At 64.7% G+C, this 15,447-nt stretch carries 16 protein-coding genes; 3 read left to right on the top strand and 13 right to left on the bottom strand.

Annotation, left to right across the window (positions count from 1 at the left end; translation table 11 throughout):
• The first annotated feature begins 12 nt into the window (after nt 1-12).
• Nucleotides 13-1,095, top strand: a complete 1,083-nt coding sequence (locus tag QP415_RS01820) for a LacI family DNA-binding transcriptional regulator (protein ID WP_285098254.1) — start codon at nt 13-15, stop codon at nt 1,093-1,095.
• Nucleotides 1,065-2,171 carry a hypothetical protein gene (locus tag QP415_RS01815; protein WP_285098251.1) on the top strand — a complete coding sequence of 369 codons (1,107 nt, stop codon included), beginning with the start codon at nt 1,065-1,067 and terminating at the stop codon, nt 2,169-2,171. The genes QP415_RS01820 and QP415_RS01815 overlap by 31 nt, the downstream gene beginning before the upstream one ends.
• Before the next feature lie 119 nt (nt 2,172-2,290).
• Here the strand turns inward: QP415_RS01815 and QP415_RS01810 are convergent, their stop codons facing one another.
• Nucleotides 2,291-3,193, bottom strand: coding sequence for a DUF4862 family protein (locus tag QP415_RS01810; protein ID WP_285098249.1), 903 nt, complete (start codon nt 3,191-3,193; stop codon nt 2,291-2,293).
• A 5-nt stretch (nt 3,194-3,198) separates the two neighbouring features.
• Complete coding sequence (locus tag QP415_RS01805; RefSeq protein ID WP_048676560.1) at nt 3,199-4,674, bottom strand: MFS transporter; 1,476 nt, start codon at nt 4,672-4,674, stop codon at nt 3,199-3,201.
• Between the two features lie 263 nt (nt 4,675-4,937).
• Between QP415_RS01805 and QP415_RS01800 the strand changes: the two genes are divergently transcribed.
• The gene (locus QP415_RS01800) at nt 4,938-7,175 is read left to right on the top strand and encodes a sialidase family protein (RefSeq protein WP_285098246.1); all 2,238 of its coding nucleotides are present in this window, start codon (nt 4,938-4,940) and stop codon (nt 7,173-7,175) included.
• 136 nt (nt 7,176-7,311) lie between these two features.
• Here QP415_RS01800 and glmM read toward each other — a convergent pair whose 3' ends face one another.
• From glmM to infA, 11 genes are all read right to left on the bottom strand, one after another.
• Nucleotides 7,312-8,664, bottom strand: a complete 1,353-nt coding sequence (glmM, locus tag QP415_RS01795) for a phosphoglucosamine mutase (RefSeq protein ID WP_048676557.1) — start codon at nt 8,662-8,664, stop codon at nt 7,312-7,314.
• Nucleotides 8,665-8,845: 181 nt separating this feature from the next.
• Nucleotides 8,846-9,337 carry a 30S ribosomal protein S9 gene (gene rpsI, locus QP415_RS01790; RefSeq protein ID WP_016460311.1) on the bottom strand — a complete coding sequence of 164 codons (492 nt, stop codon included), beginning with the start codon at nt 9,335-9,337 and terminating at the stop codon, nt 8,846-8,848.
• A gap of 38 nt (nt 9,338-9,375) precedes the next feature.
• The gene (gene rplM / locus QP415_RS01785) at nt 9,376-9,819 is read right to left on the bottom strand and encodes a 50S ribosomal protein L13 (protein ID WP_016460312.1); all 444 of its coding nucleotides are present in this window, start codon (nt 9,817-9,819) and stop codon (nt 9,376-9,378) included.
• Nucleotides 9,820-10,022: 203 nt separating this feature from the next.
• A complete protein-coding gene (locus QP415_RS01780) occupies nt 10,023-10,931 on the bottom strand; it encodes a tRNA pseudouridine synthase A (protein ID WP_285098242.1) in 909 nt (302 codons plus the stop codon).
• Nucleotides 10,928-11,677, bottom strand: coding sequence for an ROK family protein (locus QP415_RS01775; RefSeq protein WP_016460314.1), 750 nt, complete (start codon nt 11,675-11,677; stop codon nt 10,928-10,930). The genes QP415_RS01780 and QP415_RS01775 overlap by 4 nt, the downstream gene beginning before the upstream one ends.
• An 83-nt stretch (nt 11,678-11,760) precedes the next feature.
• Entirely contained in the window at nt 11,761-12,345 is a 585-nt protein-coding gene (gene rplQ / locus QP415_RS01770; protein WP_285098240.1) for a 50S ribosomal protein L17, read from the bottom strand.
• A gap of 43 nt (nt 12,346-12,388) precedes the next feature.
• On the bottom strand, nt 12,389-13,384 hold the full coding sequence (locus QP415_RS01765) for a DNA-directed RNA polymerase subunit alpha (protein WP_016460316.1): 996 nt from the start codon (nt 13,382-13,384) through the stop codon (nt 12,389-12,391).
• Nucleotides 13,385-13,508: 124 nt separating this feature from the next.
• The gene (gene rpsK, locus QP415_RS01760) at nt 13,509-13,919 is read right to left on the bottom strand and encodes a 30S ribosomal protein S11 (RefSeq protein ID WP_003790556.1); all 411 of its coding nucleotides are present in this window, start codon (nt 13,917-13,919) and stop codon (nt 13,509-13,511) included.
• Between the two features lie 61 nt (nt 13,920-13,980).
• Nucleotides 13,981-14,355 carry a 30S ribosomal protein S13 gene (rpsM, locus tag QP415_RS01755; RefSeq protein WP_016460317.1) on the bottom strand — a complete coding sequence of 125 codons (375 nt, stop codon included), beginning with the start codon at nt 14,353-14,355 and terminating at the stop codon, nt 13,981-13,983.
• A gap of 148 nt (nt 14,356-14,503) precedes the next feature.
• A complete protein-coding gene (rpmJ, locus tag QP415_RS01750) occupies nt 14,504-14,617 on the bottom strand; it encodes a 50S ribosomal protein L36 (protein WP_003790577.1) in 114 nt (37 codons plus the stop codon).
• A gap of 40 nt (nt 14,618-14,657) precedes the next feature.
• Nucleotides 14,658-14,879, bottom strand: coding sequence for a translation initiation factor IF-1 (infA, locus tag QP415_RS01745; protein ID WP_003790580.1), 222 nt, complete (start codon nt 14,877-14,879; stop codon nt 14,658-14,660).
• Nucleotides 14,880-15,447: the final 568 nt, after the last annotated feature.

Below are 15,447 nucleotides of genomic sequence, written 5' to 3'. Positions count from 1 at the left end.
TGGGAGCCATGCATGGAGCGCGCAACCCGGGCCGATGTCGCCCGCGCGGCAGGCGTCGCACCGTCGACCGTCTCGCTCGTCCTCAACGGACGAGGCCGAGATGTGAAGATCGCGCCCGCCACGATCGAGCGCGTCAAGGCGGCCGCACGCGAGCTCAACTACATCCCCAACGCGGCCGCCCGCTCGCTGCGCCGCGGCAAGTCGCACCTCATCGCCCTCCTCATGGCCGAACTGCCGGACGACCCGTTCGTGCCCGTCGTCCACACAGTGCTCACGACAGCGATGATCGACATCCAGCGCCGCGGCTACCTCCTCCTCCCTCTCTTCCAGTCTGGCGATGGAGCCTCCGACGCCGAGGTCATCCGCGGGGTCCTGGGCGACACCCAGCTGGCCGGCATCATCCGCGAGACCACGTCGGCCGAGGCCTTCACCTCGCGGCTGCTCGCGAACCTCGGTATCCCCGTCGTCGCCATGTCCATGATCGAGGCCGACCCGACCGGATCGGAATCTTCCCTCATCCGCATCGACGAGGGCGCCGGGGTGCAGCTGGTGTTGTCCGACTGCGCGCTCATCGACCCATCGACCGGGATGGGGACGGGGCACGCCGTCTTCCTGGCGGGGCCAAACACGAACCACGCCCGACAGAACCCGGTCGCGAGCGCTTTCTCTACGAACTTCACGCTCTACTCGCTGCCCGACTGGGAGGCGTCGACGGCGTATCAGGCCGCGCTGCGCCTCCTCGACGAGGATCCGTCGATCTCACTGATCGCCCTGGCCGACGACTCTCAGGCCCCCGGCGTCTTCCAGGCGGCCGCAGACCTCGATCTGTCGGTGCCCGGCGATCTGTCGATCCTCGGTTTCGGCAACCAGGATCGCCACAGCGCCGAGGCGCTCGGCCTGACGACCGTGGAGTGGCCGCTCAAGGACATGACCGAGGCCGCCGTCGCCTCGATCATCAACGTCATCGAGGGCCGCTCCCCCATGGCCGACGTCCACCCCAGTGCGTCACTTGAGGACAAGGCCCCCGACGGAACCCCCATCGCGACGATCCCGACGCGCCCGGTGTGGCGTTCGTCCGTCGCCAGGCGCGGCTAAAGAGCGTATCGTGGCATGGCATGCGCGCTGCGCGCAAAGCTGAGCCAATCACCCACAACAATGACAGTAGCGCTATGTACCAACCAAACCTCCTGTACCCAATGGGCACGATGTTTCCAGGGTACGTCGACTCCGCTCTCATTCCCCTCCTCGTACGCCAGCTGAAGAAAAAGGGACTCAACGTCGAGGTGACGATCGACCACAACAATGCGCTGATGTATCTAGTCGTCAACAACGTATTGACTTGCAACCTGGTAGCGATTTTCTACGACCTACTCAACACGCCGCCAATTAATCACAGGGGCATCCTCAACAATTGGGCTGATCGAATCTTCGATCAGATTCGCATGGAGGCCGCAGAACTCTCCATCCCCGACGTGCTGCGTCGGCGCGTACGCACCGAGCTCGTCCCCACTTACACAGTCCAACACCCCGACTTCTCCTATGCACGGCCTTTCCCCGGTGGGCTCTCAATGATCCTGAGTATCGTCCATGCAGCCGGCACAACCAGGTGCACCACCGAGGAACTCCGTTCTCGCCCTCTCAGCGTCGATGAGCTTTTCCACTACGGACAGCTGAACACTGACGCCATCACGATCACCATCACGCAGAAATCCGGCCCGACAACATGCCTGTCCGGCCCGTCGCCTTTCATTGCCGCCAAAGCAGCAAACATGCCTGCGGTGGTCAAGCAGCACGCGATCGAAGCGCCACACGGTCTCTTCGCGCTCATCCCACAGCAGCATCTCCTCTTTGTTGCACCCGTAACCCCCGACGACCTCTCAGGTCAGCTGCAAACACTGGTGGATTTTGGCCGATTCGCAATCATCGACGCACAGCGGAACAACCCACGCTATGCCGTGAGCCGCGATATCTTCTACTTCTCACCAGAGGGCGCATGTGAGACCGTGACGTGCTCGAACGACCCCGCCGTTCAGGAGCTGCTGAGCAACCCTCAGATCAGCCCAGCCAACTACCACTTCAGCGCGCAGAAATACCTGTCTTTGCCTCCCGCTTTCGAGCAGCGGTTTTCTCGTGCTGACCACGCCTCACCTGCAGAACAGAACGACCAATAGCGCGAGGGGAGGAGGGGCGGATGCCAGTCGGCATCCGCCCCTCCCTTATGCTGACGCCTCGCGCCGGGCGCCTCCCACACGCTCACAAAATGCGGGAGTGACACCCGGCGACGACGCCGTTACTCGCCGAGGCCGCAGGCCCGGTAGATGTTGGTCAGCATCTCCAGGCGCTTCTCCAGGGACGCATCCTTGGGCACGCACACCTTGGCACCAAGGTAGTTGGCACCACCCTCGATGGCAGCCTTGGCACAGCGAGCGATCTCGGCCTCGTCCATGAGCGAGGTCGGCTCGTCGGCCTGCGCGGGCAGGTGTCCATCGATCCAGGAGTAGCCGTACTGGGTTTCCTCCGGGCCTGCGCCCGAGAAAATGATGCCGTCCAGGACGCCGCGCTTACCGGCCTCGAGCACATGCTCGTAAGCGGTGTCAGCGCTGCGGCCTTCCACGGCGGAACGGCCCCAGTTGAGGTGAATACCGATGCCAGCCTCGGAAACGATGTCGATCTCGGATTCGAGGGACAGGAAGCCCTTCTCGGGGTTCTGCTCGGGCACGTACTTGTCACAGTGCTCGATGACGAGGCGTGCCCCGCACCAGTCCCACGTGGCCAGCTCGGCGAGCGAGCGCTTGAAGGCGTCCTCCTGGGCCAGGCGCGTCGGCGCCGAGTGCAGCTGCACGCGGGCGACCAGCTGTCGGCCCGCTCGATCGCACAGGGCGGCGAGGTCGTCGCACAGAGCGCGGGTGAAGTCGAGAGCGGCGGCGCGTCCGGCCTCGTCGGGCGAGGCCAGGCCGAAGTTCTCGTTCTTCCACACGTTCTGCATGGTGCCCGGGATCGCCGTGATCGTATTGAAGTCCCAGTGGGAGGCCAGGTGGCTGGCCAGGACCTCGCCCTGGGTGGCGAGCTGGCCCGGGTAGGGCATCTCGACGCCGCTGACCCACGGCTGGTCCGCGAGGAGACGGTAGTAGTCAGCCTCCAGCTCCGGCGCCGGATGCGACGCGTACGCGCCGATAACGAAAGGAAGTGTCATGGTGATCATCCCTCTTTGATGATGTCGTCGTTTCCATCTTCAGGACGAACATACTCCGGCCCCACGGCCTTCTGCAGCAGACGCGGGATATTCGCACCGATGGACACCATGACGATCGCGGCGAACCCGAAGGACAGGATCGCCAGGGCCATACCCAGACCCAGCTGATCGGCGATCGCAGCGCCGAGGACGGGGCCGACCGCACCGCCAAGAGCACCGACGTTGTAGCAGAAGCCGAGGCCAGCAGCACGCTTGTCGACCGGGAAGTAGGAGGACACCCACTTGGGCAGCAGGCCCGAGACGCCCTGGCCGAACATCTGCTGGAAGAAGAGCAGACCCGCCACGAGGGCGACGTACTTGCCGTCCTGCATGAACAGCGGGAAGACGATGACCTGCGAGAGCAGCAGCGAGATCGCGTACCAGCGACGCATACCAAACTTGTCACCCGCAAAGCCGGCGATGATGTAGCCAGCGGCGTTGCCGAGGCCCGCGAAGGACACGACGTTCGCAACGACCTTCTGGTCCATACCAACACCGTGCAGGTAGGTCGGCAGGAGGCCCTGGATCGGCCACGTGTACATGAAGGACGCGAAGATCGTCAGCATGATCGCGATGCCAATGATCCAGCGATTCGAATCGAACTGGATGATCAGGTAGATGAAGACAACCGCGCAGACGAGGCCGACCAGGCTCACCGCAACAACGCCGCCCACCTGCTGAGTGAAGATGAGAAGCAGGCCGATAAATGCGATCACGACGACGATGTAGTTGAGGACCTTGCGCTGCCCGCCGAAGAGGACGGCGAGCATGTCGTTCTTCTCGTCGCCGCCCTTCTCCTTGGCCTCACTCCAGTCCGCGGCCTCGGGAAGGGTGCGCCGCATGTAGATGGCGACGACGATCGGGACGATGCCGGTGAGGAACAGGGCTCGCCAGCCCCAGCCGGGGTGCATCGAATCGACCCAGGTCACGAAGTACTTGTCGACCTGAGCAGCGGCGATGACGCCGAAGGCGTAGCCGGAGAGAAGGAAGCCCGACGCCTTGTTGCGCATGTGCTTGGGCCACGACTCGATGACGTACGCGGCGGATGCTGAGTACTCGCCTGCCATTGCGAAGCCAATGATGAGGCGCAGGACGAAGAGGATCCAGAAGTTCGGAGCGAGCGCACAGGCAATCGAACCGAAAGCGAACATGAAGATCGACAGGATCATCGCTGGCTTGCGCCCGTAGCGGTCACCGATTGCGCCGAGCACGAGGCCGCCGATCCAGCGGCTGATGAAGGCCGCCGAAATCAGGGATGCGCTCTGGACGAGCGTCAGGCTGAACGCTTCCTTGATCGCGGGGAGTGCAAAGGAGATGAGGACGAAGTCGTAGCCATCAAGCAGAACGCCGATCCATGCGGCGAAGAAGGCCTTGCGGTCTTCTTTGGTGAGGTATTGATACCAGGGCTTTTTGGGAAGCGCCTGTGCGGGGGACGTACTCATGATGAGTGCCTTCCTGAAATTTCATCGTCGAATAACGAGGGGCTTTGAGTCCAGATGTCTAACTAGCAAGTTGTCAGACAACTTGCGAGTATGTTAGCTCCCTCTCACCCTAGAGTCAAGGGGAAATTTTGGCTCAATCTGCATATTGCCAACGAAATGTCGCAGTGATAATCTGTCTGACAACTTCACTATTGTGACTGAACGCACCCTTCGCCTCGTAACGACGCGAGGCGGAATGAGCAACTAACAGAAAGGTGTCAAACATGAGTATTGACGCAGGTCACCCGGGAATTTCCTGGACCTTACAGTTCCGCGCACGCATCGACGGAGCACTGATCGCCCTCCACAGCACCGATGACACAGGGTGGAAGCTGTTCATCCGCTCGAGCGCCCTCTTCCTCGAAGGCTCAACACAAGCGATGACCTTCGCCCTGGACATGGAGGACACCGCCTCCGTCACGGATGGCACCTGGCATTCGCTCGCGCTCACTGCGACCGCTGCGGGTTCGAAGATCTTCCTCGACGGCTACCAGTGCTTCTCGACCACCGCAGACCTCTCTCCCGCCGCCAGCGGCCCCGACGCGCAGCTCTCCCTCACCCCGGGAGCCAGCATTGAGATCCGCTCCTTCGCAGAGCACGAGTCCGTCCTCTCCGCGGAAGAGATCCTTGCCCTCTCCCCCGCCCCCACACCCCTCATCGAGTTCGCCGCCGCCCACCTGTCGGATTACGACGTCGCCGAGCTGTCCGAACTCACCGCTGGCACCATCTTCGCCCGCTATCGCGTGCGCGGCCCCGGGCAGCACGGAACGATCCTTGCAGCCGGCGGCGCAGGCACTGAGCAGCTGAACCTGTCCGTGACAGCCGACGGCATCGAATACAAGGTCCTGGGCCGCGCGGGCCAGTGGCGCACGTTCACGGCTTACGGCCATTGGGATCAGGGACACTGGCACGACGTTGTCGTGCGCGTCGGACACGGCGCGGTCCAGATCTACGTGGACGGTTACCTTGAGGCCCACCTGCCCGGACAGGCTTTCTTCGCCGCCGTCGATTCCCTCGACGAGGTCGTCATCGGTCAGGACACCTCCGGATCCCGCCTCTTCGGCGAGGTCCGCAACGCCGCCCTCTTCTCCTCGGTCCTCAACGACTCGCAGATCAAAAAGCTGTCCTCCGTCGCTCCACTCGACACGCAGTGCCTCTTCGATGCCGGGTTTCACGACTCCATCAGCTACCGAATCCCCTCGCTGATTACCTTGAAGTCCGGGGTCGTCGTCGCCGGTGCCGACCAGCGTGAGACCATCGCAAATGACTCCCCCAACTCGATCAACTTCACGGTGCGCCGCTCCTTCGACGGCGGACACACATGGGGTGACCTCCAGACGGTGCTCTCCTACCCCGGTCACGGGGCGAAGGGCGCGTCGGTCATCGATTCGTGCGTCGTTCAGGACCGCCGTAACGGACGCCTCGTCGTCCTCATCGACCACTTCCCCGGCGGGATCGGTCAGCCCAACGCCGAGGCCGGCCTCGGCGTCGACGAGAAGGGCCGCTACATCCTGCACGACAGTCAGGGTGCCACCTACACCTGGAACGAGGACGGCAGTGTCACGGACGCTGACGGCAACACCACCCCCTTCAGAATCTCCGAGCGCGGTGACGTTACCGTCACCGAGGATGGACAGGAAAAGCCCGGCGGCAACGTGTTCCTCGCTGATGGGGAAGATCCCCACCAGACACTGCTCACGGCCCGCACCTGCTTCCTGCAGATGATCTACTCCGACGACGACGGAGAGACCTGGTCCGGCCCCTTCAACCTCAACCAGGACGTGAAGGAAGAGTGGATGTCCTTCTGCGGCACCTCCCCGGGCACGGGCGTGCAGCTGCGCAGCGGACGCCTCGTCATCCCGATCTACTACAACGGGGACCACAAGCGCCACTTCTCCGCTTCCGTCGTCTACTCCGACGATGGCGGCGCCACGTGGAAGCGCGGCAAGTCCCCCAACGACGGGCGTATCTTCGAGGGCCGCGAGATCGATTCGCGCACGCTCGACACCGAGGCCGCCGCGACGCACGAGGCCACCCTCATCGAGCGCGCCGACGGCTCCCTGCTCATGCTCATGCGCAACCAGCACCCGAGCGGCAAGGTCGCCACAACCGTCAGCCCCGACGGAGGCGAGACGTGGAGCGACGTCTCCTTCGCGCAAGAGATCACCGAGATCTTCTGCCAGCCCAACGCTGTGCCGTGGCCGACGGAGGATTGCCCCGAGCGCGTCGTCTTCGCGAACGCCTCGCAGATGCGCCCCTACCGCGGCCGCGGTGTCCTTCGCCTCTCCGAAGACGGAGGACGCACGTGGATCGCGTCGCGCACCTTCAACCCGGCGCACTACGTCTACCAGTGCATGACGATCCTGCCCGACGGAACACTCGGCCTCCTGTGGGAGCGTGAGATGCAGGGCCTGTACTTCACCCGCATCCCGCTTGAGTGGATCGAGGCCGCCAAGATCTGACGACTCTCCGCACCGGCACGAGGCCGCCTGCCGCACTCTGCCCGCAGGAGGGCGCCAGGCGACCTCGTCTATCAGCAACACACACGCGAGGGCGGGCACCCACCGGTACCCGCCCTCGCCTCTGTCTGGAGTGCGCTCAGAGCGCCAGGTTCTCCTTGACGACGTCTGCCAGCGACGCAGCCACGGCATCGGCCTCGTCCTGGGTCGCGGCCTCGACCATGACGCGAACGAGCGGCTCGGTGCCCGAAGGACGCAGGAGCACGCGGCCGGTGTCGCCCAGGCGAGCCTCAGCGGCTGCCACGGCCTCGGCGACGGCCTCATTCGTCGACGCGGCAGCGCGGTCCACGCCGCCCACGTTGATGAGGGTCTGCGGCAGGCGCTGGATGAAGGAAGTCAGATCGGCCAGCGAACGGCCGGATTCCTTCACCATGCGCGAGACCAGGAGCGAGGACAGAATGCCGTCACCGGTGGTCGCGTGATCGCGGGCGATGATGTGGCCGGACTGCTCGCCACCGAGGCAGTAGCCGGACGCCAGCATCTCCTCGAGCACGTAGCGGTCACCCACACCGGTCTGCACGGTGTTGATGCCAGCCTCGCGCATGGCGATCAGCAGACCCAGGTTGCTCATGACAGTGACGACGAGCGTGTCCTTGGCGAGGGCCCCACGCGCCTTGGCGTTGACGGCCAGCGCACCCATGATCTTGTCACCGTCGATGAGGTTGCCCTCGTGGTCGACGGCCAGGCAGCGGTCCGCATCGCCATCGTAAGCGACGCCGAAATCGCAGCCGGACTCGACGACGGCGGCCTGCAGGGCCTCGGGGTGAGTCGAACCCGCGTTCAGGTTGATGTTGCGCCCATCCGGGGACGCGTTGATGACCGTGATGTCGGCCCCGAGCTCGCGGAAGACCGCCGGGCCCAGCTCGGAGGCCGCGCCATTCGCGCAATCGATCGCGATCTTCATGCCGCGCAGGTCCGTGCCGATCGCGCCAACAAGGTGGGCAATGTAGGAGTCCTTAGCCCACGCGTGATCGGCGTTGATCTCGCCGACGCCGTCACCGGTGGGGCGATCCCACTCGGTGTTCACGAGGGCCTCGATCTCATCCTCGACAGAGTCCGCGAGCTTGTAGCCGCCGTGCGCGAAGAACTTAATGCCGTTATCGGGCATCGGGTTGTGCGACGCGGAAATCATGACTCCGAGGTCAACGGTGTCCTCGGTGGCCGTCAGGTGCGCGACCGTGGGCGTGGTGACGACGCCGATGCGGGTCACGTCCATGCCGGCGCTGGCCAGGCCCGCCGCGAGGGCGTGATCGAGGAACTCGCCCGAAATACGCGTATCGCGTCCGATGATCGCGCGGGGCTTCGAACCGTCCGCACGCCGGGAGCCGCCGAACTGGCGGGCGGCGGCCTCGCCGAGCTGCAGCGCAAGGTCCGCAGTGATGTCAACGTTCGCCAGTCCTCGCACGCCATCCGTGCCGAACATCCTGGGCATAGTCTCTCCGTTCAGTGGATCGTATGACTGCACTAAGCCTACCGCGCTCGCGCCCGCTCATTGGCACGAGGCCGGGGCGCGGACAGCGGAGACGCTCACATCCTGGCACACACGCGTCGGTAAACGAAGGCCGCGCCCCGCAGGTGCGGGGCGCGGCCAACGCAAAATGTGCTGAATAAAATCAGCGCTTCGAGAACTGCGAAGCCTTGCGGGCCTTCTTGAGGCCTGCCTTCTTACGCTCGGTGGCGCGGGCATCGCGGGTCAGGAAGCCAGCCTTCTTGAGGGCCGGACGGTTCGCGTCGCGGTCGATCTCGTTGAGGGCGCGCGACACGCCGAGGCGCAGGGCGCCGGCCTGGCCGGAAATGCCGCCGCCGTTGATGCGGGCGATGACGTCGAAGCGGCCGTCAATGTCGAGCAGCACGAAGGGGGACTTCACCAGCTGCTGGTGCAGCTTGTTGGGGAAGTAGTCCTCAAGGGTGCGACCGTTGATGGTCCACTTGCCGGAGCCGGGGACCAGGCGAACGCGGGCGACGGCCTCCTTGCGGCGGCCCAGGCCCGCGCCGGGCGCGGTGATGGACTGACCGGCGCCGGCGGGAGCCGACTCGGTCTCGGACGTGTAGGAGCTGGGGACGACTTCCTCGTCCAGCTCAGCGGAAACGATGGTCTCAGCCACGGTTCTCCTCAGGGTCAAAGGCGTTCAGCGACCGGAGGTCACTGAGCCACCTGGGTCAGTTCGTAGGGAACCGGCGACTGGCCGGCGTGGGGGTGCTCCGGGCCAGCGTAAACGTGCAGCTTCTTGAACTGCGCGCGGCCGAGGGAGTTGTGGGGAAGCATGCCCTTAACGGCCTTCTCGACGGCGCGCTCAGGCGTCGCAGCGAGGAGGTCACGGTAAGCGGTCGCGGTCAGGCCGCCGGGACGACCGGAGTGACGGTAGGCCATCTTCTGGTCGAGCTTCTTGCCGGTCAGAGCGACCTTGTCCGCGTTGATGATGATGACGTTGTCGCCCATGTCCATGTGAGGGGCGAACGTCGGCTTGTGCTTCCCACGGAGGAGGGCAGCGGTCTGGGCTGCCAGGCGACCGAGGACGACGTCGGTGGCGTCAATGACGTACCACTTCTTGTCCGCGTCCCCAGGCTTGGGTGAATAGGTGCGCACGGGCGTAACCTTCAATTCTTGTTGGTCATGGGACGCCGCGCCGGTTTTTCCGGGGGCATCCGCGATGAAACGGTTCGCGCGAGGCGTCGGCGAGCGCTCCTAGCGAGTGGGAGACACTAGGTACTCTGCTGACGCACAGCACTAGCCATATTATCGGTGCGCAGCCCGGCGGTCAAAGCGCGACGAATACTGTGTCACATTCCTCAGCCGTTGCCACCGCAGCACGTATCGCGCCTGGCCCGGGCCTGCTGCGCCCTCACACCCCACTGGGACGGGTCGGGATAGTCGACGCCTTCGAGGGTGAGTCCGTGGGCGGGGGCGATCGGGGCGGCGTCAGCGCGCGAGCGGGCGCTCAGTATTTGTGCCGGGTAGTCCGTATCGCGCGCCCCTGAACCGACCAGGAGCAGCGCCCCGACCAGGGAGCGGACCATCGAATGACAGAAGGCGTCCGCCTCGACGGAGAAGATGAGAGTCCCTTCGCTGTCGCGCTCGGCGCGCAGGGTGCGCAGCGTCCGAATGGTCGTGGCCCCCTCGCGCGGGCGACAGAACCCGAGGAAGTCGTGTTCCCCGAGCAGGGCGGCCCCGGCCTCGTTCATGGCCGCCTCATCGAGCGGGTCCTCCACCCACAGGCGGTCCCATCTGCCCAGCGGCTCGGGGCGATCCGACACCCGGTAGGCGTAGGAGCGGCCGAGGGCGGAAAAGCGCGCGTCAAAGCTGGGGTCAACGACGGCGGCCTCGTAAATGCGCACATCGCAGGTCCCGCGCGCGGCGGGCAGATCGCGTCCACGCGCGCGCTCACCGTAGCGCCCCGAGAGGATCTTGTTCAGCCTGCGCACAATCGACGAGGCCGTGGCCACCTGGGAGGACTCCCCTCCCCTGGGCGTCAGGCGCACCCAGGCCTCGTCGCTCAGGTCGACATGGCACACCTGGTGACGCGCATGCACCCCTGCGTCGGTGCGGCCCGCGACGGTCGTCGTCATTTCCTCGCGCGAGGCCATGGCGAGCGCCGCTTCGATCTCGCCCTGGACGGTGCGCAGGCCGGGCTGGGCGGCCCAGCCTCGAAAATCGGTGCCGTCGTAGCCCAGGTCGAGGCGTAGGCGGCGCGTGCTCACAGCTCCCACGCCCGCACGCCGCCGATAATCCCCGCGTCGTTCGGAACGACGATCACGTCGTCGCCCATGAGACGCAGGTTCGAGGCCGTGATGCGCTTCGAGTTACCGCCCCCCAGGTAGAGGCGGTCCCACATGTACATCGGGCGCAGGCCGTCGACCACTCGGCGAATGCGGCGCGACCAATGCACGTCACCGAGGCGCAGACGCTCATGCTCGCCGATGTAGTCGTCGTAGGTGAGGCCCCAGCGAACCGGCCCCTGCGACACCTCGACGTGGGGTGCCAGCTGACCACCATCGAAGACGGCGTTGCCCAGGCCAGTCCCCAAGGTAATGATCATTTCGAGGCCGCGGCCGGTGATCGCACCCGCGCCCGCAACCTCCGCATCGTTCAGGACCTTCGTGGGCAGGCCGAGAGCCTGCTCAATCGCGTGCCCCATATCGAAGTGGTCCCAGCGCTCCACCAGCTCCGGCAGCACGCGCGAACGCGGCCCGTCGCGGGTGATGTAGTGGGGCGTGGCGATGACGACACCGTGCCGAATCATGCCCGGCATACCCATCGTCACGCGCGTCGCCGCGGGAAGCTCACGGGCCAGACCGACAACGGTCTCCACGAGGAGCTCCGGTGGCAGCGGATACGGCGTAGGCACCCGGCGAGGCGGGGCCATCATCGTCCCACGCTCATCAACGACGGATCCCTTGATGCCACCGCCGCCGCAGTCAATCGCCAACGTCATCTCACGAGTCATGACATCAGGCTACCGGATACGGCAAGGGCCGGACACCCCGGAGGGTGTCCGGCCCAATGCTCGAGCGGGTCAGTGACGCTGCGTCACTTCTCCTCGGCAGCCTGCTCGGCGGCGTCTTCAGCCTTGCCGGCCTCCTCGGCGATTTCCTCGGCCTCGTTGGCCTTGGCGAGATCGCCTTCCTCGCGAGCCTCTTCGGCACGCTCGGCAGCAGCCTCAGCGGCTTCCTCGGCCTCGGCGGCAACGGCCTTGGCCTCGGCGGCCTTCTCAGCCGTCTTCTCGGCAGCCTTCACGACGGCCTTCTTCTCGACCTTCTCCATGACGAGCTCAATGCGCATCAGGGGAGCGTTGTCGCCCTTGCGGTTGCCGACGCGGATGAGGCGGGTGTAGCCGCCAGCGCGCTCGGAATCCATCGCGGGAACGAGCTCCTCGAAGAGGATCGCGACGATGCCCTTGTTGGGGATCTTCTTCAGGACCGTGCGGCGGGCGTGCTGGTCGCCACGCTTGGCCTTGGTGATCAGCTTCTCGACGTAGGGGCGCAGGGCCTTAGCCTTCGCCTCCGTGGTCGTGAGGCCGCGGTGTTCGATGAGCTGAGCTGCCAGGTTCGACAGGATCAGCTTCTGGTGTGCCGGGCTACCGCCCAGACGAGCACCCTTCTTGGGGGTGGGCATTTGTTTCTCCTACGGATTCAATGCGTCCATCGGACGCACGGGGTCAGATGGACTGGTCGTCCGAAAAGATCGCGGCGGACTCCGAGTCGCCGAAGCTCGGCATGACCGAGTCCTTCAGCGTCATACCAAGAGCCGCCAGGGACTCCTTGATCTCTTCGATCGACTTGGTGCCGAAGTTGCGGATGTCGAGCAGATCGGCCTCCGAGTGAGCAACCAGCTCGCCAACGGTCAGAATGCCGCGGCGACGCAGCGCGTTGTAGGAACGCGACTGCAGGTTCAGGTTCTCGATCGGGAGCGCCAGATCGGCTGCGAGGGTGGCGTCGGTGGTGGACGGACCCACCTCGATGCCTTCCGCTTCCTCGTTCAGTTCACGCATGAGGCCGAACAGCTCCACCAGCGTCTTGCCGGCCGAGGCCAGGGCATCGCGCGGGGTGATCGCCGGCTTGGTCTCCACGTCGATGACGAGGCGATCAAAGTCGGTGCGCTGCTCAACACGCGTCGCCTCGACCTTGTAGGTCACCTTGACGACGGGCGAGTAGATCGAATCAATCGGAATGCGAGAGATCTCGGCCTGCGGATCCTTGTTCTGAGCAGCCGACACGTAGCCGCGGCCACGCTCGACGGTCAGCTCGATCTCCAGCTTGCCCTTCTCGTTGAGGGTGGCAAGGTGCAGATCGGGGTTGTGGATCTCCACGCCGGCGGGAGGCGTAATGTCTCCGGCGACAACCTCGCCGGGGCCAGCCTTCCGCAGGTACATGACGACAGGCTCGTCGTTCTCGCTGGACAGGACGATCTGCTTGATGTTCAGGATGATCTCAGCGACATCTTCCTTCACACCTTCGATCGTGCGGAACTCGTGGGGGACGCCATCGATGCGGATGGACGTCACCGCTGCACCCGGGATCGAGGACAGGAGGGTACGACGCAGGGAGTTACCCAGCGTGTAGCCGAACCCGGGCTCGAGGGGCTCCAGGGTGAAACGGGAGCGCAGGTCGCTGACCTTTTCTTCGGTCAGGATGGGTCGCTCTGCAATGAGCACGTCTATTCCTTTCTGGCCGGTGCCCGCTATATGACACCGGATATGGGAACCTGCTGAAGCAGGCTAAGGGAGTAAGAACCCGAAGGTTCAGACGTGGGGAGGGCAGGGCCCTCCCGTCCACAAGTCAGCCGCGGCGGCGCTTCGGCGGGCGGGTGCCGTTGAAGGCCTGAGGCGTGACGTCCTGGATCGAACCGATCTCGAGGCCGGCGGCCTGGAGGGAACGGATCGCGGTCTCGCGGCCGGAGCCGGGACCCTTCACGAAAACGTCAACCTTCTTCATGCCGTGCTCCTGGGCGCGACGAGCCGCAGCCTCGGCCGCGAGCTGCGCGGCGAAGGGGGTGGACTTACGCGAACCCTTGAAGCCAACCTGGCCGGAGGACGCCCAGGCGACAACCGCGCCCGTGGGGTCCGTGAGGGAAACGATGGTGTTGTTGAACGTCGACTTGATGTAGGCGTGGCCGTTGGTAACGTTCTTCGAAATCTTGCGACGCGGCTTACGGGCACCGCCCGAGCGCGAGGTCTTTGCTGCTGCCATTTCTGGTTCAGTTCCTTCTTGTCGCGGAAAGCTACCCCGAGGGGATGAGCTTCCCTAGGCCTTACTTGGCCTTCTTCTTGCCTGCAACGGTGCGCTTGGGGCCCTTGCGGGTACGCGCGTTGGTCTTGGTGCGCTGACCGTGGACCGGCAGGCCACGACGGTGGCGAAGGCCCTGGTACGATCCGATTTCGATCTTGCGACGAATGTCGGCCTGAACCTCACGGCGGAGGTCACCCTCAACCTTGAAGTTTGCCTCAATGTAGTCACGAAGCTTGACGAGATCCTCTTCCGTCGCGTCCTTCACGCGGACGTCCGGGCTGACGCCGGTGGCGGCGAGGGTCTCTGCCGCGCGGGTGCGGCCGACTCCGTAGATGTATGTGAGCGCGATCTCGAGCCGCTTCTCGCGGGGGAGGTCGACGCCGGCAATACGTGCCATGGTGATGTTGCTCCAGTTGTTCATCGGAGGTCGTCATCGCTCAGTCCGGGCGAGCAGCCCGGCCTCGGCCTCCGAACCGAGGGTCACCCACGTGGGGGTGCTTAGAGTGATGCTGTGGGGCTTGTTGCCCCGCGGGTCGCAGCGGGACTCAGCCCTGGCGCTGCTTGTGCCTGGGGTTGTCGCAGATGACCATGACGTTACCGTGGCGACGAATCACCTTGCACTTGTCACAGATCTTCTTGACACTCGGCTTGACCTTCATGGTTGTTACCTCCACTGCCCGTCGGGCAGTTTGTGTCGGGTCACTTGTAGCGGTAGACGATACGGCCTCGGGAGAGGTCGTAGGGGCTCAGCTCGACGACAACTCGGTCCTCGGGCAGGATGCGGATGTAGTGCTGACGCATCTTTCCCGCAATGTGGCCGAGAACCACGTGGCCATTCTTCAGTTCCACGCGGAACATCGCGTTAGGCAGGGCCTCAACGACCGTGCCTTCCATCTCAATGACGCCGTCTTTCTTCGCCATATCCTCCGTTTATCCTCTACATGTCTCGGATAGGTTGCGGCGGATGCCGCCAGGCATAGTGCACCGACGGATGTCGGATGCAGATACGCCCAAGGAACTACTCTACGGCATTGATGCCCATCGGCGGTAGTCAGGGTCCCTGTCGGTTCGCTCACGTTTAATGCGTCACATTTTGCGAAGACGCCTCCGGACCTTACCGAATAATGTCGCACGTAATTCCCCACGGTCACTTTTCGACTACGCCTCAAAACGTTGCAATTCCAACGCCGCGAATTCAAGATTCGAAAGAGTCGCGGGGGAATTACGTGCGAAATTGGAAGGAGGCCCAGCGATTGAGGGGCACGAGGGCTGGAGCTGAGATGGGCTTGGCCCGACGCGCCGAGCGACGCTCACGGCGCGGACGGCGAGCGGGCGGGCCCGACGGCGCTCGGAACACCGGCAGCAACGCCGACAGACACACCAGGCACGAAGAGCCGGTGCATATCAGCGCCGCCCCAGCACGCAGCATCCGGGAAAGCGAGCAACCCGGTGCAAAACCAGCCACAGCCTCGTCGATAGAAGACTCGGG

Origin of the sequence: Pauljensenia sp. UMB3104 (assembly GCF_030217285.1) — a bacterium.
Classification (GTDB): Bacteria; Actinomycetota; Actinomycetes; order Actinomycetales; family Actinomycetaceae; genus Pauljensenia.
This window is presented reverse-complemented; position numbering and strand designations above follow the sequence as displayed.

Excerpts from the sequence above, each read along its gene's own strand:
- rpmJ (WP_003790577.1), bottom strand. The coding sequence starts at position 14,617 with ATGAAGGTCAAGCCGAGTGTCAAGAAGATCTGTGACAAGTGCAAGGTG.
- QP415_RS01775 (WP_016460314.1), bottom strand. The coding sequence starts at position 11,677 with ATGACTCGTGAGATGACGTTGGCGATTGACTGCGGCGGCGGTGGCATC.
- QP415_RS01805 (WP_048676560.1), bottom strand. The coding sequence starts at position 4,674 with ATGAGTACGTCCCCCGCACAGGCGCTTCCCAAAAAGCCCTGGTATCAA.
- rplQ (WP_285098240.1), bottom strand. The coding sequence starts at position 12,345 with ATGCCCACCCCCAAGAAGGGTGCTCGTCTGGGCGGTAGCCCGGCACAC.
- QP415_RS01820 (WP_285098254.1), top strand. The coding sequence starts at position 13 with ATGGAGCGCGCAACCCGGGCCGATGTCGCCCGCGCGGCAGGCGTCGCA.
- glmM (WP_048676557.1), bottom strand. The coding sequence starts at position 8,664 with ATGCCCAGGATGTTCGGCACGGATGGCGTGCGAGGACTGGCGAACGTT.
- QP415_RS01810 (WP_285098249.1), bottom strand. The coding sequence starts at position 3,193 with ATGACACTTCCTTTCGTTATCGGCGCGTACGCGTCGCATCCGGCGCCG.
- infA (WP_003790580.1), bottom strand. The coding sequence starts at position 14,879 with ATGGCGAAGAAAGACGGCGTCATTGAGATGGAAGGCACGGTCGTTGAG.
- QP415_RS01800 (WP_285098246.1), top strand. The coding sequence starts at position 4,938 with ATGAGTATTGACGCAGGTCACCCGGGAATTTCCTGGACCTTACAGTTC.
- rpsK (WP_003790556.1), bottom strand. The coding sequence starts at position 13,919 with ATGGCAGCAGCAAAGACCTCGCGCTCGGGCGGTGCCCGTAAGCCGCGT.
- rpsM (WP_016460317.1), bottom strand. The coding sequence starts at position 14,355 with ATGGCACGTATTGCCGGCGTCGACCTCCCCCGCGAGAAGCGGCTCGAG.